This window comes from Streptomyces sp. NPDC047971 (assembly GCF_040653355.1).
Lineage (GTDB): Bacteria > Actinomycetota > Actinomycetes > Streptomycetales > Streptomycetaceae > Streptomyces.
Genome location: NZ_JBEZNW010000010.1, coordinates 62,756 through 87,107, shown reverse-complemented (window position 1 = coordinate 87,107; position 24,352 = coordinate 62,756). Strand labels below are relative to the sequence as shown.

22 protein-coding genes are annotated in these 24,352 nt (G+C 72.6%); 10 read left to right on the top strand and 12 right to left on the bottom strand.

All coding sequences use genetic code 11. The annotated features are described in order from the left end of the window. Positions 1 to 15 precede the first annotated feature (15 nt). From AB0D99_RS12840 to AB0D99_RS12830, 3 genes are all read left to right on the top strand, one after another. Positions 16 to 750, top strand: a complete 735-nt coding sequence (locus AB0D99_RS12840) for an ABC transporter ATP-binding protein (protein ID WP_329118566.1) — start codon at positions 16 to 18, stop codon at positions 748 to 750. After that, entirely contained in the window at positions 747 to 3,602 is a 2,856-nt protein-coding gene (locus AB0D99_RS12835) for an ABC transporter permease (RefSeq protein WP_362359623.1), read from the top strand. The genes AB0D99_RS12840 and AB0D99_RS12835 overlap by 4 nt, the downstream gene beginning before the upstream one ends. Before the next feature lie 101 nt (positions 3,603 to 3,703). Further along, positions 3,704 to 4,246: a bacterial proteasome activator family protein gene (locus tag AB0D99_RS12830; protein WP_362359621.1), complete on the top strand. Its 543-nt coding sequence runs from the start codon at positions 3,704 to 3,706 to the stop codon at positions 4,244 to 4,246. Positions 4,247 to 4,515: 269 nt separating this feature from the next. Here AB0D99_RS12830 and AB0D99_RS12825 read toward each other — a convergent pair whose 3' ends face one another. The 7 genes from AB0D99_RS12825 to pdhA form a co-directional block, all read right to left on the bottom strand. Beyond that, complete coding sequence (locus tag AB0D99_RS12825; protein ID WP_362359619.1) at positions 4,516 to 5,502, bottom strand: NAD(P)H-quinone oxidoreductase; 987 nt, start codon at positions 5,500 to 5,502, stop codon at positions 4,516 to 4,518. 10 nt (positions 5,503 to 5,512) lie between these two features. Next, positions 5,513 to 6,598: a potassium channel family protein gene (locus AB0D99_RS12820; protein ID WP_362359617.1), complete on the bottom strand. Its 1,086-nt coding sequence runs from the start codon at positions 6,596 to 6,598 to the stop codon at positions 5,513 to 5,515. Further along, the gene (locus AB0D99_RS12815) at positions 6,595 to 8,274 is read right to left on the bottom strand and encodes a molybdopterin-binding protein (RefSeq protein ID WP_362359615.1); all 1,680 of its coding nucleotides are present in this window, start codon (positions 8,272 to 8,274) and stop codon (positions 6,595 to 6,597) included. The genes AB0D99_RS12820 and AB0D99_RS12815 overlap by 4 nt, the downstream gene beginning before the upstream one ends. Further along, positions 8,271 to 9,149, bottom strand: coding sequence for a DUF6457 domain-containing protein (locus tag AB0D99_RS12810; RefSeq protein WP_362359613.1), 879 nt, complete (start codon positions 9,147 to 9,149; stop codon positions 8,271 to 8,273). Before AB0D99_RS12810 ends, AB0D99_RS12815 begins: the two co-directional genes overlap by 4 nt. Before the next feature lie 134 nt (positions 9,150 to 9,283). Continuing rightward, a complete protein-coding gene (locus tag AB0D99_RS12805) occupies positions 9,284 to 10,630 on the bottom strand; it encodes a dihydrolipoamide acetyltransferase family protein (protein ID WP_362359611.1) in 1,347 nt (448 codons plus the stop codon). Continuing rightward, the gene (locus AB0D99_RS12800) at positions 10,630 to 11,655 is read right to left on the bottom strand and encodes an alpha-ketoacid dehydrogenase subunit beta (protein WP_362359609.1); all 1,026 of its coding nucleotides are present in this window, start codon (positions 11,653 to 11,655) and stop codon (positions 10,630 to 10,632) included. The genes AB0D99_RS12805 and AB0D99_RS12800 overlap by 1 nt, the downstream gene beginning before the upstream one ends. After that, a complete protein-coding gene (gene pdhA, locus AB0D99_RS12795) occupies positions 11,655 to 12,815 on the bottom strand; it encodes a pyruvate dehydrogenase (acetyl-transferring) E1 component subunit alpha (RefSeq protein WP_362359607.1) in 1,161 nt (386 codons plus the stop codon). The genes AB0D99_RS12800 and pdhA overlap by 1 nt, the downstream gene beginning before the upstream one ends. A 190-nt stretch (positions 12,816 to 13,005) precedes the next feature. On the opposite strand from pdhA, the gene AB0D99_RS12790 reads away from it, so the two are divergent. After that, on the top strand, positions 13,006 to 13,536 hold the full coding sequence (locus tag AB0D99_RS12790) for an Lrp/AsnC family transcriptional regulator (protein ID WP_362359785.1): 531 nt from the start codon (positions 13,006 to 13,008) through the stop codon (positions 13,534 to 13,536). A gap of 233 nt (positions 13,537 to 13,769) precedes the next feature. Here the strand turns inward: AB0D99_RS12790 and AB0D99_RS12785 are convergent, their stop codons facing one another. After that, positions 13,770 to 14,363: a TetR/AcrR family transcriptional regulator gene (locus tag AB0D99_RS12785; RefSeq protein ID WP_362359605.1), complete on the bottom strand. Its 594-nt coding sequence runs from the start codon at positions 14,361 to 14,363 to the stop codon at positions 13,770 to 13,772. After that, entirely contained in the window at positions 14,360 to 15,985 is a 1,626-nt protein-coding gene (locus AB0D99_RS12780; RefSeq protein WP_362359603.1) for a 3-hydroxyacyl-CoA dehydrogenase, read from the bottom strand. Before AB0D99_RS12780 ends, AB0D99_RS12785 begins: the two co-directional genes overlap by 4 nt. Positions 15,986 to 16,109: 124 nt before the next feature. On the opposite strand from AB0D99_RS12780, the gene paaN reads away from it, so the two are divergent. Continuing rightward, positions 16,110 to 17,807, top strand: coding sequence for a phenylacetic acid degradation protein PaaN (gene paaN, locus AB0D99_RS12775; protein WP_362359601.1), 1,698 nt, complete (start codon positions 16,110 to 16,112; stop codon positions 17,805 to 17,807). A 20-nt stretch (positions 17,808 to 17,827) separates the two neighbouring features. On the opposite strand, the gene AB0D99_RS12770 is transcribed toward paaN, so the two are convergent. The 3 genes from AB0D99_RS12770 to AB0D99_RS12760 all read right to left on the bottom strand — a co-directional run bounded on the left by AB0D99_RS12770 (position 17,828) and on the right by AB0D99_RS12760 (position 20,606). Beyond that, complete coding sequence (locus AB0D99_RS12770; protein WP_362359599.1) at positions 17,828 to 18,508, bottom strand: TrmH family RNA methyltransferase; 681 nt, start codon at positions 18,506 to 18,508, stop codon at positions 17,828 to 17,830. Continuing rightward, positions 18,505 to 19,677 carry an HTTM domain-containing protein gene (locus tag AB0D99_RS12765; RefSeq protein ID WP_362359783.1) on the bottom strand — a complete coding sequence of 391 codons (1,173 nt, stop codon included), beginning with the start codon at positions 19,675 to 19,677 and terminating at the stop codon, positions 18,505 to 18,507. Before AB0D99_RS12765 ends, AB0D99_RS12770 begins: the two co-directional genes overlap by 4 nt. A gap of 200 nt (positions 19,678 to 19,877) precedes the next feature. Further along, positions 19,878 to 20,606: a DUF5819 family protein gene (locus AB0D99_RS12760; RefSeq protein ID WP_362359596.1), complete on the bottom strand. Its 729-nt coding sequence runs from the start codon at positions 20,604 to 20,606 to the stop codon at positions 19,878 to 19,880. A 113-nt stretch (positions 20,607 to 20,719) separates the two neighbouring features. Between AB0D99_RS12760 and paaA the strand changes: the two genes are divergently transcribed. From paaA to AB0D99_RS12735, 5 genes are read left to right on the top strand one after another with little or no spacing between them, the layout of a single operon-like run. Beyond that, entirely contained in the window at positions 20,720 to 21,751 is a 1,032-nt protein-coding gene (paaA, locus tag AB0D99_RS12755; RefSeq protein ID WP_362359594.1) for a 1,2-phenylacetyl-CoA epoxidase subunit PaaA, read from the top strand. Further along, positions 21,748 to 22,035, top strand: coding sequence for a 1,2-phenylacetyl-CoA epoxidase subunit PaaB (gene paaB / locus AB0D99_RS12750; protein WP_260228409.1), 288 nt, complete (start codon positions 21,748 to 21,750; stop codon positions 22,033 to 22,035). Before paaA ends, paaB begins: the two co-directional genes overlap by 4 nt. Next, a complete protein-coding gene (paaC, locus tag AB0D99_RS12745; protein ID WP_362359592.1) occupies positions 22,032 to 22,757 on the top strand; it encodes a 1,2-phenylacetyl-CoA epoxidase subunit PaaC in 726 nt (241 codons plus the stop codon). The genes paaB and paaC overlap by 4 nt, the downstream gene beginning before the upstream one ends. Then, entirely contained in the window at positions 22,751 to 23,248 is a 498-nt protein-coding gene (gene paaD, locus AB0D99_RS12740) for a 1,2-phenylacetyl-CoA epoxidase subunit PaaD (RefSeq protein ID WP_362359590.1), read from the top strand. The genes paaC and paaD overlap by 7 nt, the downstream gene beginning before the upstream one ends. Continuing rightward, positions 23,249 to 24,337 (top strand): 2Fe-2S iron-sulfur cluster-binding protein, encoded by a 1,089-nt coding sequence (locus AB0D99_RS12735; RefSeq protein ID WP_362359588.1) that lies wholly within the window; start codon positions 23,249 to 23,251, stop codon positions 24,335 to 24,337. The last annotated feature ends 15 nt before the right edge of the window (positions 24,338 to 24,352 follow it).

The following is a 24,352-nucleotide window of genomic DNA, read 5'->3' as shown; positions in this document are numbered from 1 at the left end:
AAGGGGGACCCCTCCATGTCCACACAGCAGCCCGTGCTGCAACTGCAGAACCTGACCCGTGTCCACGGCTCCGGCGAGACCGAGGTCCACGCCCTGCGCGGCATCGACCTCGATGTCTTCCCCGGGGAACTCGTCGCCGTCATGGGCCCGTCCGGCTCCGGCAAGTCCACCCTGCTCACCATCGCGGGCGGCCTGGACACCCCCACCTCCGGCCGGGTGATCGTCGAGAACACCGACATCACCACCGCGGGCCGCAAGGCCCTCGCGGCCCTGCGCCGCCGCAGCATCGGGTACGTCTTCCAGGACTACAACCTGATCCCCGCCCTCACGGCCGCCGAGAACGTCGCGCTGCCCCGCGAACTCGACGGCACCTCCGCGCGCAAGGCGCGCGGCGAGGCCCTCGCCGCGCTGGAGGAGATGGACCTGGGGCACCTCGCCGACCGCTTCCCCGACGAGATGTCCGGTGGCCAGCAGCAGCGGGTGGCCATCGCCCGCGCCCTGGTCGGCGACCGCCGTCTCGTCCTGGCCGACGAGCCCACCGGCGCCCTGGACTCCGAGACGGGAGAGTCCGTCCTCGCCCTGCTCCGCTCGCGCTGCGACGCCGGCGCCGCGGGCGTGCTCGTCACCCATGAGCCGCGGTTCGCCGCCTGGGCCGACCGCGTCGTCTTCCTGCGCGACGGCGCCGTCGTCGACCAGACCGTACGCAGCGACGCCGACTCGCTCCTCTCCGGCCAGGCGGCCGAGCGGTGAACAACTGGTTCCACTCCTGGCGCGCCGCGATCCGCATAGCCCGCCGAGACGCCTGGCGCTACAAGGGCCGCAGCTTCCTGGTCCTCGCCATGATCGCCCTGCCCATCCTGGGCGTGAGCGCCGCCGACCTGACCCTGCGCAGCTCCCAGCTGTCCACCGAGGAGAGCCTGGACCGGACGATCGGCGCCGCCGACGCGCGGTTCACCGACGCCGCCGTAGCCGGTGTGCCGATCCTCCAGTCGCCGGACGGCGAGATGCACACACCGGCGAAGGACTACGGGGACAAGGTCTGGCCCAGCGGCACCACCGAGGTCACCAAGACCTTCCCCGCCGGGTCGACCCACCTGACGGACAGCTCCGGAAACGCGAAGCTCACCACCGTCCACGGACTGCTCCAGACCGAGGTCCGGGAGCTGAAGGCCGCCGACCCGATCGCCCGGGGCATCATGACCCTCCAGGAGGGACGCTTCCCGGAGAAGGCGGACGAGTTCGCCGCGACCACGCACTTCCTGGAGACCAGCGGCCTGTCGATCGGTTCGACCCTGTCCGCCCGCGGCTACGACCGGGTCTACCGGATCGTCGGCTCCTACGAGCTCCCCAACGATCTGAAGGCCGACCAGGTCAACGCCCTGCCCGGCGCCTTCCTCGCCCCGTACGCGAAGGTGGCCGAGAAGGCCGGCATGTCCCGGGCCGGCGTCGACACCACGTACCTCGTGAAGACCCCCGGTGGTTTCACGTGGAACAGCGTGCAGCAGATCAACACCAAGGGTGTCGCCGTCGTCTCGCGCGCCGTGCTCCTCGCCCCGCCCGCGGACTCCGAGGTCCCGCTGTACCAGAGGGAGGGCTGGGGCAACTACAACTCCAGCACGGGCGCCCAGGCCGCCGAACTCGCGGCACTCGGCACGGTCGTCGGCCTCGCGATGCTGGAGATCTGCCTACTGGCCGGACCCGCGTTCGCCGTCGGCGCGCGCCGCTCGCGCCGTCAGCTGGGGCTCGTCGGCGCCAACGGCGGCGACCGGCGTCACATCCGGGCCATCGTCCTCGGCGGCGGTCTCGTCATCGGTGCCGCCGCCGCCGTGATCGGCACGGTCCTCGCGCTGATTCTGACCTTCGCCCTCCAGCCGGTCCTCGAGGACGCGTTCGGGCAGCGGTTCGGCAGTTTCGACGTACGCCCCATGGAACTGCTCGCCATCGCGCTGCTCGCCGTTCTCACCGGTGTCCTGGCCGCGATCGTCCCGGCCGTGACCGCCTCCCGGCAGACCGTCCTGGCCTCCCTCACCGGCCGTCGCGGTGTCCGCCGCGGCAGCCGGGTACTGCCGCTGGTCGGCCTGGGCGCCCTGCTCCTGGGCGCGGCGATCGCGCTCTACGGATCGGTGGTCTCCGACCAGTTCGTCATCGTCGCGGGCGGCAGCGCCATCGCCGAGCTGGGCGTGGTCGCCATGACCCCCGCCCTCGTGGGTCTCTTCGGCCGCACCGGTCGCTGGCTCCCCCTGTCGCCGCGTCTCGCCCTGCGTGACGCCGTGCGCAACCGGGGGCGTACGGCGCCCGCCGTCGCCGCCGTCCTCGCCGCCGTCGCCGGAACCGTCGCCGTCTCCACCTACACGGCCAGCTCCGACGCGCAGAATCGGGCCGAGTACCGGGCGAGCCTGCCGCACGGCGCGGTCTCCGCCCTCGTCACGGAGGACGGCGGCCGGGACGTCCCCGCGGTCCGCGACGCCGTCCAGCGCCATCTGCCCATCGACACCCGCGCCGACGTCGAACGCGTGCAGGTCGGCAAGGCCGGCTGCCCGCCGTACGCCGACTCCCCGGGCTGCGGCAGGTACGAGGTCCTCGTCCCCAAGGCCAACGAGTGCCCGCTGTGGAGCTCGGACAACGGCGAGGACCCCGCGGCGAAGTTCTCCAAGGAACAGCGCCGCAAGCTCGCCGAGGACTGGCGCTGCAAGCCGAACGGTGACGGCGGCATCTACGTCGACGGCGGGCTGATGATCGGCGACGCCACCGTCCTGAAGGTCCTCGGAATCAAGGACGCGGGCGCCGAGAAGGCACTGGCCGAGGGCAAGATCGTTGCCTTCTCCAAGCCCCTGGTCACTCAGGGCGGCAAGATCGACGTCAAGCTGATCGCCGACTCGATGAAGGCGCGCGAGGCCGAGGAGGCGGGCAAGCCCGTCCCGGGCGAGATCACGTCCCTCCCCGCCCACCTGGTGCCCGACGGGACGAAGTCGTACGGCGTCCAGGCGCTCCTCACCCCCGCCGCCGCCAAGGCCGCCGGCCTCACCACGGTGCCGCTGGGCTCGCTGTTCTCCACCGACACGATGCCGACCAGCGAGCAGCGCCAGAAGCTCGACGGCGAGATCGCCAAGATCGGCAGCGATGTCGAACTGCACCTGGAGGAAGGTTTCGTCGGCAAGAACAGCATCGTGCTCCTCTCGCTGGCCGTCTTCGCCGGTCTCGTCACCATCGGCGCCGCCGGTATCGCGACCGGTCTCGCGCAGGCCGACGCGGAGGCCGACCTCAAGACGCTCTCCGCCGTCGGAGCACCCCCGCGGGTGCGCCGCACCCTGAGCGGCTTCCAGTGCGGGGTGGTCGCCGCGATGGGCGTGATCCTCGGATCGGCGGCCGGAGTGCTGCCGGCGATGGGCCTGCGGCTCACGGAGGGGCGCGCACGCGAGCGCTTCTACCAGGAGAGCCTCGACCAGGGCTGGGGCGCGATGGAAGCGCCCCCGTACGTGCCGATCGTCGTCCCCTGGGAGACGCTGCTGGCGCTGCTGGTGATCGTGCCGCTCGGCGCCGCGCTCCTGGCGGCCCTGGTGACGCGCTCGCGCGGGGCCCTGGCCCGCCGCGCCGCGACCTGACCCGACCGGACCGTTGTCGTCCTGTGCCCCCGGAGGAGGGTGGATCACCCTCCTCCGGGGGCACACCGTGTGGTGAGGCACGTGTGCGAGAGAATGGCGGCATGGAGATGCCGAGGAATGAACGGTCGCAGGAGAGCCCCCAGGTCCTCATCGTGGGACAGGACGGAATGGCGCTCGGCGGCACTCAGGGTGACGACGAATCCCGCGAGGTCCCGGTGACGGAAATGGTCGAGCAGCCTGCGAAGGTCATGCGCATCGGCAGCATGATCAAGCAGCTCCTGGAGGAAGTACGCGCGGCACCTCTCGACGAGGCCAGCCGCGTCAGGCTCAAGGACATTCACGCCAGCTCCGTGAAGGAGCTGGAGGACGGGCTCGCGCCCGAACTGGTCGAGGAACTGGAGCGCCTCTCCCTGCCGTTCACGGACGAGGCGATTCCCTCGGAAGCGGAACTGCGCATCGCGCAGGCCCAGTTGGTGGGCTGGCTGGAGGGCCTGTTCCACGGCATCCAGACGGCGCTGTTCGCCCAGCAGATGGCGGCCCGCGCCCAGTTGGAGCAGATGCGTCGGGCGCTTCCGCCCGGTGCGCCGCACGACGAGGACGACCAGGACCACGGACACGCGGTCCGCTCGGGACCGTATCTGTAGGACTGCGGGACGTCCCGGCGGGACGTTCGACGCGCAGGCGTGAGAAGGGCCCGGCACACGACGTGTGCCGGGCCCTTCCGTGTACGGGGGTCCGGTGGTTCGGAGGTCCGGGGGTCCGGGGGGGGCGGGGGTTCGGGGGTTCGGGGGTCCGGAGGTCCGGTGGTTGCTCGTACGGGGCGGTCAGGTCGCTCCTGGGGAGGCCCCGGCCCGCGAGGTCTCGCGGGGGGCGGTGGTCAGGCCCGCGGGGTCTCGCGGGGGGGGGGCGGTCGTCAGGCCCGCGGGGCCAGCAGCAGGACCTTGCCCACGTGCGTACCCGAGTCCAGCGCCCGGTGGGCCTCGGAGGCGTCGGCCATCGCCACCGTACGGTCGACCACGGGGCGTACCGTCCCCGCGCCGATCAGCGGCCAGACGTGCTCGCGCACCGCGGCGACGATGGCCGCCTTCTCGTGCAGCGGGCGGGCACGCAGCGTGGTCGCCGTGATCGCCGCGCGCTTGGAGAGCAGCGCGCCGAGGTTCAGCTCGCCCTTCACACCGCCCTGCATCCCGATGACGGCCAGACGGCCGTTGACCGCGAGGGCCTTCACATTGCGCTCCAGGTACTTCGCTCCGACGATGTCGAGGATGACGTCCGCCCCGGCACCGTCGGTCGCCTTCCGCAGCTCTTCGACGAAGTCCTGCTCGCGGTAGTCGATCAGGATGTCCGCACCCAGCTCGGCGCAGCGCGCCAGCTTCTCCGGGCCGCCGGCGGTGACGGCGACCCGTGCGCCGATCGCCTTCGCCAGCTGGATCGCCATCGTGCCGATGCCGCTGGCGCCCCCGTGCACGAGGAGCGTCTCGCCGGGCCGCAGGTGGGCGATCATGAAGACGTTCGACCAGACGGTGCTGGTCACCTCGGGCAGCGCCGCCGCCGTGACCAGGTCCACCCCGTCCGGGACGGGAAGCAGCTGGCCGACGGGCACGGCGACCTTCTCCGCGTAGCCGCCGCCCACCAGCAGCGCGCACACCTCGTCGCCGACGGACCAGCCGGACACCCCCGGCCCGAGTGCCGTGATCCGCCCGGAGCATTCGAGACCGGGGTACGGGGACGTGCCCGGCGGCGGGTCGTAGAAGCCCTGGCGCTGGAGCAGATCGGCGCGGTTGACGGCGCTCGCCACCACCTCGACGAGGACCTCGCCCTCACCGGGCACGGGATCGGGCACCTCGGCCCAGACGAGAGCCTCGGGGCCGCCGGGTTCCGGAATCGTGATCGCATGCATGGCGGCGAGGCTACTCGGGAGGCGTCGACAACGGAGTGACGGGCGCCGCCGCCCGGACGATCGTGATCACACGGTCCGTCAACTGCAGGGGGCTGGCGGCGGGATCGTCGTATCCGAGCAGCCGGTGCCCACGCAGCACGCTCACCACGAGGTCATCGGTCTCCCGTACGTTCTTGCCCACCTCGGCCTTTATCACCGGCCGTTCGACCAGATCGAGGCCCGAACCCTGCTGGATCAGGTCCTCCATCACCGTGCCCGCGCTGGGGCTGAGCACGGAGAGTCCGAGCAGTCGGCCGGCCGCACTGGCGCTGGTGATCACCGCGTCCGCTCCGGACTGACGCAGCAGCGGCGCGTTCTCCTCCTCGCGGACCGCGGCGACGATCTTCGCGCCCTTGTTGAGCTGCCTGGCGGTGAGCGCCACCAGGACGGCGGTGTCGTCCCGCTGGGTGGCGATGACGATCTGACGGGCCTTCTGGACCTCGGCGCGGAGCAGGACGTCGCTCCGGGTGGCGTCGCCGACCACACCGACGAACCCGTCGCCGTTCGCCGTCTCGATCACCTTGGTCGAGGGGTCGACGATGACGATCTGTTCCTTCCGCAGTCCCGTCGCGCAGAGCGTCTGGATCGCGGAGCGTCCCTTGGTGCCGAAGCCGACGACGACGGTGTGTTCTCGCAAGGTGGACCTCCAGCGATTCAGTCGCCACTCCTCCCGGGTCCGTTCGGTGAGGACCTCAAGGGTGGTGCCGACCAGGATGATCAGAAACATGACGCGCAGGGGCGTGATCACCAGGATGTTGATGAGCCGCGCCGAGTCGCTGTACGGGACGATGTCGCCGTATCCCGTGGTGGAGAGGGTGACGGTCGCGTAGTAGGCGCAGTCGAGGAAGTCCAGGGTGCTGTCGGAGTTGTCGTTGTAGCCGTCACGGTCGGCATAGACGATCAAGGTCGTGAGGGCCAGCACGCCAAGAGCCATCAGCAACCTCTTGGTCACCTGCCGCAGGGGCTTCTCGACGACGCGCCGGGGCATCCGGATCCGGGACGGAGACGTCTTCTCCTCCGCGTTCCGGGCCATGACGTCACGGCTGGGAAGTTTCACGTGAAACACGCTCCTTGAGACGCGCCATGGCCTGGTTCCTGTCCCGGGGCCACCGGCCAGGGGAGGTCGAGGATTTCCAGTGCGTCCCCCGGCCGCGCGCCTCCGGGCGGCACGACGGCCATCCCGTCCGCGGCGGCGATGCCCCTGAGCATCGCCGGGCCGTTGTAGTGCAGCGGCACGACCTCGTCACCCCGATGGACGACCGGGACGAGCCTGGTGTCGTACGGATGGCCCTGGACCTCGTCCCGTACGGAGACGCGGTAGGGCGGTTGGACCGGGGCGCCCGCGAGGGCGCCCAGCAGCGGAGCGGCCAGCGTGAGCAGCCCGGAGACGGCAGCGAGGGGGTTGCCCGGCAGGCCGACCAGGTGCCGGTCTCCGTCGAGGCGGGCGAGCAGCATCGGGTGGCCGGGGCGGACCTTCACCCCGTCGACGAGGAGGACGGCTCCGGCCTTGGCGAGAACCGGGTGGACGTGGTCGACGGGCCCCGCGGCCGTGCCCCCGGTGGTGATCACGAGCTCGGCCTCGGAACCGCTGACGGCGGCATGGAGGGCGTCGGCGTCGTCACCGATCCTTCGGGTGGCGAGCACGTCGGCGCCGAGCGCGTTCAGCCAGGGGCCGAGCATGGGGCCGAGGGCGTCACGGATCAGCCCGTCGTGGGGGAGTCCGGCGGTCAGCAGCTCGTCACCGAGGACGAGGACCTCCACACGGGGGCGGGACAGCGTCGCCAGCTCGTCGTAGCCTGCCGCGGCGGCGAGACCGAGGACGGCGGGGGTCACCGCGGTCCCGACCGGCAGCAGCCGGTCACCGGAGCGGCACTCCTGTCCGCGGGGGCGGATGTCCTGACCGGGCAGGACCTCGCGCCGGGCATGCAGATGGCCGCCCGCGTCCGTGCGGGAGTGTTCGCTGCGGATGACCGCGGTGGCCTCGGGCGGGACACGGGCACCGGTGGCGATCCGCACCGCCGTGCCGTCCGCGAGCGGCGCGTGGGGGGCGTGGCCCGCGAGTACCGCGCCCTGCTCGTGGATCTTCCACGGGCCGGGGCCCGCGACCGCCCAGCCGTCCATGGCCGAGGTGTCGAAGGACGGCAGGTCGGTGAGGGCACGCAGCGGCTCGGCGAGGACCTGGCCGAGCGCCTGCGCGAGGGGTGTACGGCGGGGTTCCCGGCCGGTCCCGCCCGCGGCCCCGGCGCGCGCGGCGACCGCCCGGGCGGCGGTCCAGGCGGTGGCGCGGTGCGCCTCGGCGGGGTGCGATGCGGTGTGCGCGTCGGCACGGTGCGACTCGGCTCGGGAGGGGTCCGTACGGGAGGGGTCCGTACGGGAGGGTTCGGCTCGGGCGGAATCGGCGCCGGAGGGCTCCGGGCCGGAGGCCGGGCCGGAAGCCGCGCCAGAAGTCGGACCGGAGGTCGAACCGGAGGTCGAACCGGAAGCCGGGCCGGAGCGGGGGGCGCCGGTACCGGGGGCGCCGTTACGGGGCTCATGGGAGGCCGACGCCGGGGCGCCGGTACCGGGCCCGGTGGCCCCGGGGGTGGGCGACGCGGCGTGGGCGGGCCGGTACGGGACGGCGCGCGGCGGGGACACGAGGGCGATGGCCTCGTCGACTCCGTCGCTCTCGTGCTCCGGGGCGGTGGCGGCCTGCGGGTCGGTCCCGGGCTCGGCCGCACGCTCCTGCTGGGTCATCCGGCTTCGCCCTGCTCCCCTTCGCCCCGCTCCGCTTCGGCGGCCCAGCGGTTGGCGAGGGCGGCGGCCTTGCGGGCGGCCTCGGCGACCGCCTCGGGGCCTCCGTCGCCTCCGGCCGCCTGCGCCGCCGCGTACCCGACCAGGAAGGTGGTCAGGGGTGCGGCAGGGCGCGCCACCCCGTGAGCGGCGTCCCGGGCCAGATCGAGCAGCACGCCGGTGTCGACGTCGATCTCGATGCCCAGCTCGTCCTTGACTGCGGTGATCCATTCATCCAGCACGTTCCCATGCTCCCTGATGCGTGCCCGGGCCGTGGCGATGTCCTCCCAGGTGTCGCAGTCGAAGGAGGCGAGGGGCTCCGCGGTGACCCGGACGATGTGGAGGTCCCGCATGAGCAGACGCAACGGGAGCCCGGCGAGGGTGCCGTGCGCGGCGGCGATGAGAGCCAGCTCACGCCGGAGCGCGTCGGTGCGGTAGGCGGCCACGAGCGGCTGGTCCCGGCCGTCGGCGTCGACGAGCAGCGCGGCCCCGGCGTCGGGCGCCGCGGACAGGGCGGCCAGGAGCCGCCGGCCGGTGCCCTCGTCGAGGAACGGCAGGTCGGCGGAGAGCACGAGCGCCGTGCCGGCCTGCACCTCGCGCATCGCGGCGTCGAGCGCTGCCAGCGGTCCCCCGCCGGGGGGATCCTCCCTGGCCCACACCACGGGGCGCACCGTCGCCCGGCGACCGCCGACGACCACGGTGCGCGCGGCGCCCCGGCATCCCGCGAGGACCCGGTCGAGGAGCGCCCGGCCCCCGACCCGTACCGCGGGCTTGTCCACCCCGCCGAGCCGTTTCGCGGCGCCCCCCGCGAGCACGATGGCGTCATACACGGTCGTCATCCCAGCAGTATGATCCGCGCCCGCCCGGTGAGAGCCCGAAGATCGCCGCCTGTCTCACCTGGGGAGACGGACGGCGATCCGGGTGTTCGGCGCGATCTCCCGCGCCACGTCCCCCGTCGGCGGGGACGGGAGCGTCAGACCGTGCGGAGCAGGACCGCGGGGCGTTCGACGCAGTCGGCGACGTAGCGCAGGAAGCCACCCGCGGTGCCGCCGTCGCAGACCCGGTGGTCGAAGGTCAGCGACAGCTGGACGACCTGGCGGACGGCCAACTGTCCCTCGTGGACCCACGGCTTGGGGATGATGCGGCCCACCCCGAGCATCGCCGCCTCCGGGTGGTTGATGATCGGCGTCGAGCCGTCGACCCCGAACACCCCGTAGTTGTTCAGGGTGAACGTCCCACCGGTCAGGTCCGCCGGCGTCAGCGTCCCCTGCCGAGCGGACTCGGTCAGCCGCGCGAACTCCTCCGTCAGCGACTCCGCCGTCCGCGTGCCCGCGTCCCGGACCACCGGGACGACCAGCCCGCGCGGGGTCTGCGCCGCGAACCCGAGGTGCACCGACGGCAGCCGGACGATCTCCCGGGCCTCGGTGTCCACCGTGGAGTTGAGCTCCGGGAAGCGGGCGAGGGCGTGGGTGCAGATCCGGGCGAGCAGCGCGAGCAGCGAGATCTTCGACCCGCCCGCCGCGTTCATCGCCGCCCGCGCCGCCATGAGCTCGGTGGCGTCGGCGTCGACCCAGCAGGTCGCGTCCGGGATCTCCGTACGGCTGCGCGAGAGCTTGTCGGCCACGGCTCCGCGGACCCCGCGCAGCGGGACCCTCTCGCCGCCCTCGACCGGGGACGTCCCCGTCGTGCTCCGCCCGCCGACGGCGGCCGGCGCCGGGGCGGCGGCCGGAGCAGCCGTCAGGCGCTCGGCCACGGCCGACTCGACGTCCGCCCGGAGAATCAGCCCGGCCGGACCGGAGCCGCGCACCTCGCGCAGATCGAGCCCCTTGTCCCGGGCCAGCTTCCGCACGAGCGGGGAGATCACCGGCACGGGTCCCTCGGGAAGCGCGGGCTTCACGGGCGCCTCCACCCGCGCGGCGCGGGCCGCCGGGGCGGAGTCCCTGCGGACGCGGCGCCGCCTCGCCGCCGGCCCGGCCGTGCCGTAGCCGACGAGCACATTGCCGGAGTACTCCGAGGACTCGGCGTCCTCGGCCGCAGCCTTCGGCTGCGCCGACGCCGCCGCGGGAGCCTCCGCGCCGCCCACGGCGACCGTCAGCAGCGGGGCGCCGACAGGCAGTTCGGTGCCCTCTTCGCCGAAGCGGGCGGTCACCACACCGCCGTAGGGGCACGGCACCTCGACCATCGCCTTGGCGGTCTCGACCTCGACGACCGGCTGGTCGATGGCGACGACGTCGCCGACGTTCACCAGCCAGCGGACGATCTCCGCCTCGGTCAGGCCCTCGCCGAGGTCCGGCAGCTTGAACTCGAGCACCTGGGCCATCAGCTCCCCGCCTCCCACTGCAGCCGCGCCACCGCGTCGAGCACGCGGTCCACGCCCGGCAGATGGTGCCGCTCCAGCATCGGCGGCGGGTAGGGGATGTCGAAGCCGGCGACCCGCAGCACGGGCGCCTCCAGGTGGTGGAAGCAGCGCTCGGTCACGCGGGCGGCGATCTCCCCGCCCGGCCCGCCGAACCCTGCCGACTCGTGCACGACGACCGCCCGTCCGGTGCGCCGCACCGACGCGCTGACGGTCTCGTCGTCGAAGGGGACCAGCGAGCGCAGGTCGATGACCTCCAGGTCCCAGCCCTCGGCCTGGGCGGCCTCGGCGGCCTCCAGGCAGACCGGCAGGGACGGCCCGTACGTGATCAGCGTGGCGCTGGTGCCGCGGCGCCGCACGACGGCCTTGCCGATCGGCTCCACCTGCGTGGGCGCCTCGGGCGACCAGTCGGACTTCGACCAGTAGAGCCGCTTGGGCTCCAGGAAGACGACCGGGTCGTCGGAGGCGATCGCCGCACGCAGCAGCCCGTAGGCGTCCTCGACGGTGGCCGGGGTGACGACATGGAGACCCGGGGTCGCCATGTAGTACGCCTCCGAGGAGTCGCTGTGGTGCTCGACGCCGCCGATCCCGCCGCCGTACGGCACCCGGATCACCATCGGCATCGGCATCGCACCGCGCGTGCGGTTCCGCATCCGCGAGACATGGCTGATCAGCTGCTCGAACGCCGGGTAGGCGAAGGCGTCGAACTGCATCTCCACGACCGGCCGCAGCCCGTACATCGCCATGCCGACGGCCGTGCCCAGGATGCCGGCCTCGGCCAGCGGGGTGTCCGTGCAGCGGTCCTCGCCGAACTCCTTCGCGAGGCCGTCGGTCACCCGGAAGACACCGCCGAGCGTGCCGACGTCCTCGCCCATGACGTGCACGGTCGGGTCCTCGGCCATCGCGTCCCGCATCGCCCGCTGCAGCGCCTGCGCCATCGTGGCCGGCTTCGCGGGCTTGGCGGGCTTGGCCGCCACCTGGGTCGTCATCACGCCTCGCTCTCGGCGTCGAGCTCGGCACGCAGCTGCGCGGCCTGCTCACGCAGCTGGCTGGTCTGCTCGGCGTAGACGTGCGCGAACAGGTCCATCGGGTCGAGCACCGGCTCGGCGTTCATCCGCTCGCGCAGCGCCGCCGCCATCGTCTCCGCGGCCTCGGCCGCGGCCCGCTTGCCGTCCTCGTCGAGCATCCCGCGCTCCGTCAGCTCCCGCTCCAGGAGCAGGATCGGGTCGTGTGCCCGCCACGCCTCGACCTCGCTGTCACCGCGGTACCGGGTGGCGTCGTCGGCGTTGGTGTGGGCCTCGATGCGGTACGTGACCGCCTCGATCAGGGTCGGTCCGCCACCGCGGCGCGCGCGTGCCACGGCCTCGGTGAGCACCTGGTGGACGGCGACGGCGTCGTTGCCGTCGACGAGCCGACCGGGCATGCCGTATCCGACGGCCTTGTGGGCCAGGGAGGGGGCTGCGGTCTGCTTGGCGAGCGGCACGGAGATCGCGAAGCCGTTGTTCTGCACCAGGAAGACCACGGGGGCCTGCCAGACGGCCGCGAAGTTCAGCGCCTCGTGGAAGTCGCCCTCGCTGGTGCCGCCGTCGCCGACCATGGCGAGCGCGACCACGTCGTCGCCCTTGAGCCGGGCGGCGTGGGCCAGGCCCACCGCGTGCGGGAGCTGGGTGGCCAGCGGCGTGGACAGTGGCGCGATGCGGTGCTCGCGGGGGTCGTATCCGGTGTGCCAGTCGCCGCGCAGCAGCGTCAGCGCCTGGACCGGGTCAAGGCCGCGGGCGACGGCCGCGAGGGTGTCGCGGTACGAGGGGAAGAGCCAGTCCCGGTCCTCCAGGGCCAGCGCGGCCGCGACCTCGCAGGCCTCCTGGCCGGTCGTCGACGGGTAGACGGCGAGCCGGCCCTGCTTGGTGAGGGCGGTGGCCTGCGCGTTGTACCGCCGGCCGCGCACCAGCTCGGCGTAGAGCCGCCGCAGCAGCTCGGGGTCGGCGGCGGCCACCGCGTCCGTACCGAGCACACGGAACGGCTCGGCGTCGGGCAGCAGGGGGGCCGGGTCGGTGCGCGGCTTCCACGCCGGGGGCGGGGTGGGCCGGTAGACAGAAGTGACACCGGGCGGCTCTTGGACTGTCGAACTGCGCTGTTGCAACGAGTCCACCTCCTCGTGGGAGCGGGCATAAGACCCGAAGGCGGGTGGCGCGAGTGGCGCGCCTCACCTACCGATTGTTCGGTCGTGGAGGCATTTTGGCTACAGGCACCCTCAGCCTGTGGACAATCGGTTCTCCACAGCCTGGGATAGGAGCATGTCGTCCATGGGAGAGAGGCGGGGGGACATGGCGGATGAACAAATGGCCGAGACCTGGGAGCGGGAGCTCGCCCAGCCGCCGGGCACGGCGCCCGGCGGGGCGCCCCAGGGGCCCCAGGGCCCTCCGGCGCGCCCGCTGGACTCCATCGACCGCGACATCCTGCGCATCCTCCAGACGGACGGTCGCGCCTCGATACGCTCCGTGGCCGAGCGGGTCCATGTGTCCAGGGCCAACGCCTACGCGCGGATCAACCGGCTGATCGACGACGGGGTGATCCGCGGCTTCAGCGCCCGCGTCAACCACGAGCGCGCGGGCCAGGGCGCCTCCGCCTACATCACCCTCAAGATCGTCCAGAACTCCTGGCGCACGGTGCGCGAGCAGCTCCAGGCCCTGCCCGGCGCCGCGCACATCGCGCTGGTCAGCGGGGACTTCGACGTCCTGCTCCTGGTCCACACCCCCGACAACCGGACCCTGCGCGAGCTGGTGCTGACCAAACTCCAGTCGATCCCCGAGGTGCTCTCCACCCGGACGCTGCTGGTCTTCGAGGAGACGGACCTCGACCCCGACCACTGAGAGAGCCCCGCACGGGGCCCCTCGGGGCCGTACGGGGCTCTTGGGGGCCCACGCAGGTCGTGGGGCCGTGTGGGGCTCTGGGGGGGCTTACGGGGTCACGGGGTCATGGGGCCGTACGGGGCTCTGAGCGCCCGCCAAAGGAGCTCTGCGCCCGCCACGGGGGCCCGGGTGGCCCGGGTGGCCCCGGTGGCCCCGGGTGGGCCTTCGTGAAGCTCTCGGGGCCCTGGAGGGCTTCAGCGGGCCGTGCGCAGCCCGTCGAACGCGAGGTGCACGACGGTGTCGGCGAGCTGCTCGCGCACCGCGTCGGCGCCCGGCAGCGGCCGGTACCACTCCACCAGCGAGTTGATCATGCCGAAGAGCAGTCGGGTGGCCAGCTTGATGTCCACGTCGGCCCGCAGGTCGCCGTCGGCCGCCGCCGCCTTCAGCAGCTCGGCCACCCTCTGGTCGAACTCCCGCCGTCGCTCCATCGCCCACCGCTCCGTGTCGGTGTTGCCCCGGACCCGCAGCAGCAGCGTCACGTAGGGGAGCTCCGCCATCAGCACCTCGACGGTGCGCCGGGTGACGTACTCGACCCGCTCGATGGCCCGGCCGCGCCCCGCGCCCGGCTCGTCGAGGATCGCGAAGAGCCCGTCGATGGCCCGGCTGACGGCCCGCCGCAGCAGCTCCTCCTTGCCCGTGACGTGGTGGTATATCGAGGACTTGGAGATCCCCGCGGCCTTGGAGAGGTGCTCCATGGACGTGCCGTCGTAGCCGCGCTCGTTGAAGACGCGCACGGCGACGGAGAGCAGCGTCTCAGGGGTGTACGTGTCGCGCTTCGCCGTGGTCATGCCGTCGCCTCCTGTGCGGCCGCGTCCGCCTCGGCGGCGGCCCGTTCGGCCGCGGCCCGGCGGCGCAGCGCCTGCGAGGGGGCGTAGCGGCCCGTCGGGTACTCCTCGTGCAGGTTCGACAGCGTCTCGAGGACCCAGTCGGCGCCCAGTTCCTCGCCCCACGCGAGCGGTCCGCGCGGGTAGTTCACGCCGAGCCGCATGGCGGTGTCGATGTCGGCGGCGTCGGCCACCGCGCGCGCGGTGGCGTCGAGGGCGAAGTCGGCGAGCATCGCGACCGTGCGGGCGACGATCATGCCGGGGATGTCGCGGATGACGCTGACCTTCTTGCCCACCGCCTGGAAGAGGCCGATCGCCTCCTGGAGACCACTCGCGTCCACCGTGGCCGAGGGCGCGAGCGCGATCCGCTCGCAGGTGGAGAAGTCCAGCGCCAGGTCGAAGTGGACGACCGGCATCTCGGCGTCGTCGGCCGAGGTCCCGTCGGCGAGGAACAGCCGGATGCCGCTCGGCAGCTCGATCCAGCCCGGGTAGCCGGCGACGGCGTCGTCCCCGAACTCGACCTCGATCGCGGCCTTCTCGAACAGCTCCACCAGGGCCCGCGCCTGGTACAGGTCGCCCTGGACCGTCACGGAGGCGGGCGGGGCGGCCGGGGGCGCGGTGTGCGGCTCGGGTGCCGTCGCGCCGTCCCCGTACGGGTACCAGCCCTGGCCCGACTTGCGGCCGAGCCGCGCCGACTCGACGAGGCGCCGCTGGGCGAGGGACGGCGTGAACTTCGGGTCCTGGAAGAAGGAGTCCCACACGGACCGGGTGACGGCCTCGTTGACGTCCTGGCCGATGAGGTCGGTCAGCTCGAAGGGGCCCATCCGGAATCCGCCGCACTCGCGCAGCACCGCGTCGATCGTGGCGGGGTCGGCCGCGCCCTCCTCGTGGACGCGCAGTGCCTCCGCGTAGAAGGGGCGGGCTATCCGGTTGACGATGAAGCCAGGGGTGTCGGCGCAGCGGACCGGTGTCTTGCCCCAGCTCTTCACGGTCCCGTACGCGCGCGTGGCGGCGGTCGCGTCGGTGGCGAAGCCGCTGACGACCTCGACGAGCGGGAGCAGCGGGGCGGGGTTGAAGAAGTGCAGCCCGACGAAGCGGCCGGGCAGCCGCAGCCCTCCCGCGATCGCGGTGACGGAGAGGGAGGAGGTGTTGGTGGCGAGCAGGGTGTCGTCGCCGACGATCTCCTCGAGCTCGGCGAAGAGCTGCTGCTTGACCGGGAGGCGCTCGACGATCGCCTCGACGACGAGCGCGGCGTCGGCCAGTTCGGCCGGCTCGGCCGCGGCGTGCAGCCGGGCGACGGCCGCGTCGCGCTCGGTCCGCTCCATGCGGCCCTTCTCGACGAGGCGGTCCAGGCGGGCGGCGAGGGCGGTGACGGCCTCCGCGGCGCGGCCGGGGGCGCTGTCGTAGAGCCGGACGGGATGGCCGGCGACCAGGGCGACCTGCGCGATTCCCTGGCCCATGGTCCCCGTGCCGACGACGGCGACGGTCCGGCTCCGGTCGATGGCGTCGGTGCCGGGCGCGGGCACGGAAACCGGCCCGGAATCCGGGACGGCGTCCGGCGCGGAATCGCTCACATTGGCGGTCATGCGACTGATCCTCCCCGATGGGTTGTCCACAGCTTCGACAGACCCCCTTGTCCCGACCGATCGTTCGGTTACTCTAACTCTGTCCGTCCCTTCCTGCCCAGCTCGACGAGGAGTTGGTCCTGCCATGGCCGCCGCTCAGCTGACCACCGACGCTCTGGCCGAGAAGCACCGGTCCACACTCGACCAGGCTCTCGACACCATCCGCACCCGTGCCTACTGGTCGCCCCACCCCGAGCACCCGAAGGCGTACGGCGAGAACGGCTCGCTGGACGCCGCCGCCGGTCTCGACGCGTACAAGGCACTGCTCGACACCCGCTTCGAGCTGGACCAGCCCGGCACCGACGGCTGGACCGGTGGCGAGATCTCGCCTTACGGCCCGGCGCTCGGAGTGGAGTACCCGCACGCCGACATCGACGTCCTGCTGCCCGCGATGCGCGCCGGCATGGGCGCCTGGCGTGACGCGGGACCCGAGGCCCGCGCCCTGGTCTGCGTCGAGATCCTCGCCCGGATCTCCGCCCGCACCCACGAGTTCGCCCACGCGGTGATGCACACCAGCGGCCAGGCCTTCATGATGGCGTTCCAGGCCGGCGGCCCGCACGCCCAGGACCGCGGCCTGGAGGCGGTGGCGTACGCGTACGCCGAGCAGACCCGCACCCCCGGCGACGCCGCCCACTGGTCCAAGCCCCAGGGCAAGCGGGACCCGCTGGAGCTGACCAAGCAGTTCACGCCGGTCGCCCGCGGCATCGCGCTGATGATCGGCTGCAACACCTTCCCGACGTGGAACGGCTACCCCGGCCTCTTCGCCTCCCTGGCCACGGGCAACGCGGTGCTGGTCAAGCCCCACCCCCGGGCCGTCCTCCCGCTGGCGCTCACCGTCCGCGTGGCCCGCGAGGTCCTCGCCGAGGCCGGCTTCGACCCGAACCTGGTCGCGCTGGCCGTCGAGCGGCCCGGCGAGGGCATCGCCAAGACCCTGGCCGTCCGCCCCGAGATCCGGATCATCGACTACACCGGCTCGACCGCCTTCGGCGACTGGCTGGAGGCCAACGCGCGCCAGGCGCAGGTCTACACGGAGAAGGCGGGCGTCAACACGGTCGTCGTCGACTCCACCGACGACTACAAGGGGATGCTCTCCAACCTGGCCTTCTCCCTGTCCCTGTACAGCGGCCAGATGTGCACGACCCCGCAGAACCTGCTGATCCCCCGCGACGGCATCACCACCGACGCGGGCACCAAGTCGTACGACGAGGTGGTCGCCGATCTCGCCTCGGCCGTGGGCGGTCTGCTCGGCGACGACGCCCGGGCGAACGCGCTGCTCGGCGCGCTGGTCAACCCGGACGTGAAGGCGCGCCTCGAGGCGGCGGCCGGCCTGGGCGAGGTGGCGCTGGCCTCCCGCGAGGTCGCGAACCCGGACTTCCCGGGCGCCGTCGTCCGTACGCCGGTCATCGTGAAGCTGGACGGCACCAAGCCCGACGCGGACGCCGCGTACCTCTCCGAGTGCTTCGGCCCGGTGTCCTTCGCCGTCGCCGTCGACTCGACCGCCGACGCCCTCGAACTGCTGCGGCGCACGGTCCGCGAGAAGGGCGCGATGACGGTCGGGGCGTACACCACCTCGGCCGACACCGAGCGGGCCGTCGAGGAGGTCTGTCTGGAGGAGTCCGCCCAGCTCTCGCTGAACCTGACGGGCGGGGTCTACGTCAACCAGACGGCGGCGTTCTCCGACTTCCACGGCTCCGGCGGCAACCCGGCCGCGAACGCGGCCCTGTGCGACGCGGCCTTCGTCGCCAACCGCTTCCGGGTGGTGGAGGTCCGCCGCCAGGCGTGACCCACGGTCTCGCGGAGGCCCTACGGGGTCTCCGCGAGCCCCACCGGGCCGTCGATCTCGGCGTACCGCTGCACCCACGCGTGCATCGCGATCGCCGCCGCGGCGCCCGCGTTGATCGACCGGGTCGAACCGAACTGGGCGATCGAGCAGACCTTCTCCACATGGTTCCGGGCCTCCTCGGTGAGGCCCGGTCCCTCCTGCCCGAAGAGCAGGACACAGCGGCGCGGCAGCACGGTCCGCTCCAGCGGAACCGCCCCCGGCAGATTGTCGATCCCGATGATCGGCAGCCCCTCGGCCGCGGCCCACGCCGTCAGCGATTCGGTGTCCGGGTGGTGGCGCACATGCTGGTAGCGGTCCGTGACCATCGCCCCGCGCCGGTTCCAGCGGCGGCGGCCCACGATGTGGATCTCCTTGGCCAGGAAGGCGTTCGCGGTCCGCACCACCGACCCGATGTTGAAGTCGTGGCCCCAGTTCTCCACCGCGACGTGGAAGTCGTGCCGACGGGTGTCCAGGTCGGCGACGACCGCCTCGCGCGTCCAGTACCGGTACCGGTCGACGACGTTGCGCCGGTCCCCGCCCGCCAGCAGCTCGGGGTCGTAGCGCTCGCCGTCCGGCCAGGGCAGCGGATGCGGCCCGACACCGACCTCGGGGGCGTACCCCTCGTCGTACTGGATCGGCTCGGACTGCTCTGCGGTGCTCACCCCACGAGGGTACGGGCGGCGGGTTCCTCACCCGAACGGCGCTGGTCGGGCACCTTGGCACGGCCACGCGACAGCAGCCGGTCCCGGCCCCGTCCCACCCGCGCGCCCAGCCAGACCAGGAACGCCGTCGGCAGGAACACCGCGTCCGCGGAGATCATCGCGAGCGAGAACAGCGGCAGCCCGAGCAGCACCGCGATCCCGGCGTGCTCCAGGATCATCGCCACCAGCAGGACGTTCTTGACCTTGCGGTTGAAGAGGGCGAAGGGGAAGGCGACCTGGATCAGCACGGTCCCGTAGGTCAGCACCATCACCATGACGCCGCTGGCGCCCAGGAAGTCGGAGAGCGCGGGCCACGGCGTGAAGTAGTCCAGTTGGAGCGGGTAGTACAGCGCGGTGCCGTCCTGCCAGCGCGAGCCCTGGATCTTGTACCAGCCGGCCGTGGCGTAGATGAGGCAGACCTCGGCCATGATCACGACGAGTGTCGCGTTGTGGGCGAGGTTGGCGAGGACGTCGAGGAGGGTGCGCGGCTCGCCCGGGGCGTAGCGGCATGCCACCCACCACAGCGCCTGCGCCAGCCACAGCACCCACATCAGCACCAGCAGCCAGGTGGATCCGGTGGCGTCGAGGAAGGAGGTGGCGACGAGCAGGAAGCCGCCGAGGACCACCCACAGCAGCGGTCCGACGACGTCGCGGCGGGGCGGCAGACCGTCGGCCGCGTCACGGGCCGCGCGGGCCGCCCGGCGGGCGTCCAGGGACCAGACCTGTCCGCAGCGGGTCAGGACGAGGTAGATCGCGGCGAGGTGGATGACGTTGTCGCCGCCGTCGCCCACGAAGACGGAGCGATTCTGCAGGGACAGCACGCCGACCATGAAGACCACCGACATGGCGCGGGTACGCCAGCCGACCAGCATCAGCGCGGCGGAGAGCACGGCGATCACGTAGACGAACTCGAACCAGAGCCCGCCGTCCGACCACATCAGCACGGTGAACGCGCTGTTGTCGGCGATCAGCTGCCGGCCCATCTCCCACGACCAGGGGCTGCCGGGGCCGTACAGCTCATGGCGGTGGGGCAGCTCGCGCAGCAGGAACAGCAGCCAGGTGAGCGAGAAGCCGATCCGGATGATCGCGCTCTGGTACGGCCCGAGGGCGACGGCGGTGACCCGCTGGATGGCGCGTGCGAGCCGCCGGTCGACGGGCTCGGGGCCCGGGCCGGGTACGGCGTGGACACCCGGGGCGGCCTTGGCAGCAGGGGCGTCCGGGGCGGTGTGGGCAGCAGGGGCGGCGTGGGCGCCCGGGGCGGGGTGGGCGCCCGGGGCGGGGTGGGCGCCGGGGAGCTGGTTCTCCGCGGCCTGGTCGTGGGGCGGCTGGTTCACCGGGCCGCCTCCGTGCGGTCGTCCTTGGCGCCGCCGGGCAGATCGGCGGGGGTCACCCTCCACCACGGGTACTCCCGGTGGACGGGGTCGGTGGAGATCTTCTCGTTGCTCCACGACGGTGCCGGGACGGGGCGCACGGTGGAGCGGAGCTGGATCCGCTCCACCGTGCCGTCGAGGCGCTGCTCGTCGAGGCGGAGCATGACGATCCGGCGGATGTAGTTCTCGGAGAGCCGGCCGCGCATCCCCTGGGCCCGGTGGTCCTCGGTGTGGGTGTTCAGGTAGAAGTCCCAGGCCCGGCGGAGCTCGTTCTGTTCCGTGTGGCTGGGGAGGAGGCTGCCGCGGATGGCCTCGGTGTCCCGCGCCGTCAGGTCGATCCAGTCGGTGGTGCGCCGCGAGCCGTCGGCGCCGGCGATCTCCGCGCGGACCTGGACGGCGTTGTTCTGCTGGAGCGGGTTGGGCGCGAAGAGCTTCCAGTTCTGCTCGAACTCGGGATATATCCAGTCGTCGACGACCGCTCCGTGCTGCTTGGTGAGCGTGTTCGACGGCGCTACGTGGAGGAACACCATCGCGAGATGGGCCAGGGCGAACACGCCGACGCCGGCCAGCGCGACGGCCGCGACGACCTGGTACGGAAGCGAGAGCGAGGCGATCCCGGGGCCTGTGCGGGGCTCCGGTCCGGTGGCTGGGCGCGCCTCACGCGCGCCCGTGTCGTCGTACGCGTCCATCCGGCCCCGATCCCCGATTCGTCCACCGCGGTTATCCACAGGGTTGACACCATACGGGCCGCCGACCGACCATTGAAGTCATTCAACCGAACGATCGGTCGGTAGGGGGTCCGATGACCACAGGGACGTCAGCGACAGCGGTGACCGCGGGCGCGCAGGACACACAGTCCGCGCGGGACGCGGCCACGGCGGCGACCCAGGCCGCCTACGAGGCGGTGTTCGACGCCGCCGTCGCCGCCGACGAGCGCATCGAGCCACGCGACTGGATGCCCGACGCCTACCGGGCGTCACTCGTCCGCCAGATCGCGCAGCACGCGCACTCCGAGATCATCGGAATGCAGCCCGAGGCCAACTGGATCACCCGCGCGCCCTCGCTGCGCCGCAAGGCCATCCTCATGGCCAAGGTCCAGGACGAGGCCGGCCACGGCCTGTACCTCTACAGCGCGGCGGAGACCCTCGGCACCAGCCGCGACGAGCTCCTCGACAAGCTCCACTCCGGCCGCCAGAAGTACTCCTCGATCTTCAACTACCCCACGCTGACCTGGGCCGACGTCGGCGCGATCGGCTGGCTCGTGGACGGCGCCGCCATCACCAACCAGGTCCCCCTCTGCCGCTGCTCCTACGGCCCGTACGCCCGCGCGATGGTCCGCGTCTGCAAGGAGGAGTCCTTCCACCAGCGCCAGGGCTACGAAGCCCTGCTCGCCCTCTCCCGCGGCACCGAGGCCCAGCACGCCATGGCCCAGGACGCGGTGGACCGCTGGTGGTGGCCCTCCCTGATGATGTTCGGCCCCCCGGACGACGAGTCGGCGCACTCCGCCCAGTCCATGGCCTGGAAGATCAAGCGCCACTCCAACGACGAGCTGCGCCAGCGCTTCGTCGACATCGCCGTCCCGCAGGCCGAAGCCCTCGGACTCACCCTCCCCGACCCGGACCTGAAGTGGAACGAGGAGCGCGGGCACTACGACTTCGGCGCCATCGACTGGACCGAGTTCTGGGACGTCCTCAAGGGCAACGGCCCCTGCAACGAACAGCGACTCGACAAGCGCCGCCAGGCCCACGAGGACGGCGCCTGGGTCAGGGAAGCCGCCGCGGCATACGCCGACAAGCACACACAGCAGCAGAAGCACGGGGAGGCAGGCGCATGACCACCGACGGATGGCCCCTGTGGGAGGTGTTCGTGCGCTCGCGCCGCGGCCTTTCCCACACCCACGCGGGCAGCCTCCACGCGCCCGACGCCGAAATGGCCCTGCGCAACGCCCGCGACCTCTACACCCGGCGCAACGAAGGCGTCTCGATCTGGGTGGTCCCCTCCGCCGCGATCACCGCCTCCTCCCCCGACGAGAAGGACCCCTTCTTCGAACCGTCGGCGGACAAGCCCTACCGCCACCCGACCTTCTACGAGATCCCCGAGGGAGTGAAGCACCTGTGACCACGAGGACCACCCCGACCACGGCCGCGGCACTCGCCCTCGGAGACGACGCCCTCGTCCTCTCCCACCGCCTGGGGGAGTGGGCCGGCAGCGCCCCCGTCCTGGAGGAGGAGGTCGCCCTCGCCAACATCGCGCTCGACCTGCTCGGCCAGGCACGGATCCTGCTCTCCCTCGTCGGCGACGAGGACGAACTCGCCTACCTCCGCGAAGAACGAGCCTTCCGCAACACCCAGCTGGTCGAACAGCCCAACGGCGACTTCGCCCACACCATCGCCCGGCAGCTCTACTTCTCCACCTACCAGCGGCTCCTCTACGCACAGCTGGCGGCCGGCGACGGCCCCCTGAGCGGACTCGCGGCCAAGGCCGTCAAGGAAGTCGCCTACCACCAGGACCACGCCGAGCACTGGACCCTGCGCCTCGGCGACGGCACCCCCGAGAGCCACGACCGGATGCAGCGGGCCTGCGACGCTCTCTGGCGCTACACCGGCGAGCTGTTCCAGCCCGTCGACGGCCTCGACGTCGACCACGAGACGCTGCAGAGCGCCTGGCTCGCCTCCGTCACCGCCGTCCTCGAAAAGGCCACCCTCACCGTCCCCGACGGCCCCCGCACCGGTGCCTGGGCCGCCGGAGCGGGCCGGCAGGGCCTGCACACCGAGTCCTTCGGACGGATGCTCGCCGAGATGCAGCACCTGCACCGCAGCCACCCGGGGGCGACATGGTGACCATGACGGACCTGGAGCAGGAACTGAGCCGGATCGCCGGCGCCGTCCCCGACCCCGAGCTGCCCGTCCTCACCCTCGGCGAACTCGGCGTCCTGCGCGGCGTCCAGGTCCTCGGCCCGGGCCGCGTCGAGGTCGAGCTCACCCCCACGTACACCGGCTGCCCCGCCATCGAAGCGATGACCAGCGACATCGAGCACGCGCTGCACGAGCACGGCGTCCCCGAGGTCACCGTCGTCACCGTCCTCGCACCCGCCTGGTCGACCGACGACATCAGCGACGAAGGACGGCGCAAACTCGCCGAGTTCGGCATCGCCCCACCTCGACCCCAAGGCCCCGCCGACGGGCCCGTCGCCCTCACCCTGGCGATCCGCTGCCCGAACTGCGGCTCCACCGACACCGAACTGCTCAGCCGGTTCTCCTCCACCGCCTGCAAGGCGCTGCGCCGCTGCACGGCCTGCCTCGAACCGTTCGACCACTTCAAGGAGTTGTAGATGCAGTCCTCACGCCCCGGACGGGCCGGGTTCCATCCGCTCCGGGTGAGCGAGGTCGAGCAGCTCACGGACGACTCGGTGGCCGTCACCTTCGCAGTCCCGCCCGAGCTGCGCGAGGCCTACCGCCACACCCCCGGCCAGCACCTCGCCCTGCGCCGCACCTCCCAGGACGGCCAGGAGATCCGCCGCACCTACTCGATCTGCGCCGCCGCCACCCCCGAAGGCCAGGACCCCGTCCTGCGCGTCGGCATCCGACTCGTCGACGGCGGCGAGTTCTCCACCTACGCCCTCAAGGAACTGTCCGTCGGCGACACCGTCGAGGTCATGGAACCGATGGGCCGATTCACCCTCGCCCCCCGGCCCGGCCGCTTCGCCGCCGTCGTCGGCGGCAGCGGCATCACCCCGGTCCTGTCGATGGCCGCCACCCTCCTCGCGGCCGAACCGGACGCCCGGTTCTGCCTCGTACGGAGCGACCGCACCGCCTCCTCCACGATGTTCCTCGACGAGGTCGCCGACCTGAAGGACCGCTACCCCGACCGCTTCCAGCTCATCACCGTGCTCTCCCGCGAGGAGCAGCAGGCGGGCCTCCCCTCCGGACGCCTCGACAAGGAACGCCTCACCACCCTGCTCCCCGCGCTCCTGCCCGTCACCGACATCGACGGCTGGTTCCTGTGCGGCCCCTTCGGCCTCGTCCAGAGCGCCGAGCACGCCCTGCGCGGACTCGGCGTCGACCGCACCCGGATCCACCAGGAGATCTTCCACGTCGACGACGGCTCGGCACCCGCGCCGGCACCCCGCGCCGACGCACCCGTCCACGCCACCCTCACCGCCACCCTGCACGGCCGCTCCGGCAACTGGCCCGTACAGGAAGGCGAAACGCTCCTCGACACCGTCCTTCGCGCCCGCGCCGACGCCCCCTACGCCTGCAAGGGCGGAGTCTGCGGCACCTGCCGCGCCTTCGTCGTCGACGGCGAGGTCCGCATGGACCGCAACTTCGCCCTGGAACCGGAAGAGACCGAGGCCGGATACGTCCTGGCCTGCCAGTCCCACCCCGCCACCGCGGAAGTGGAACTCGACTTCGACCGCTGAAGCCCCCGCGGCCAT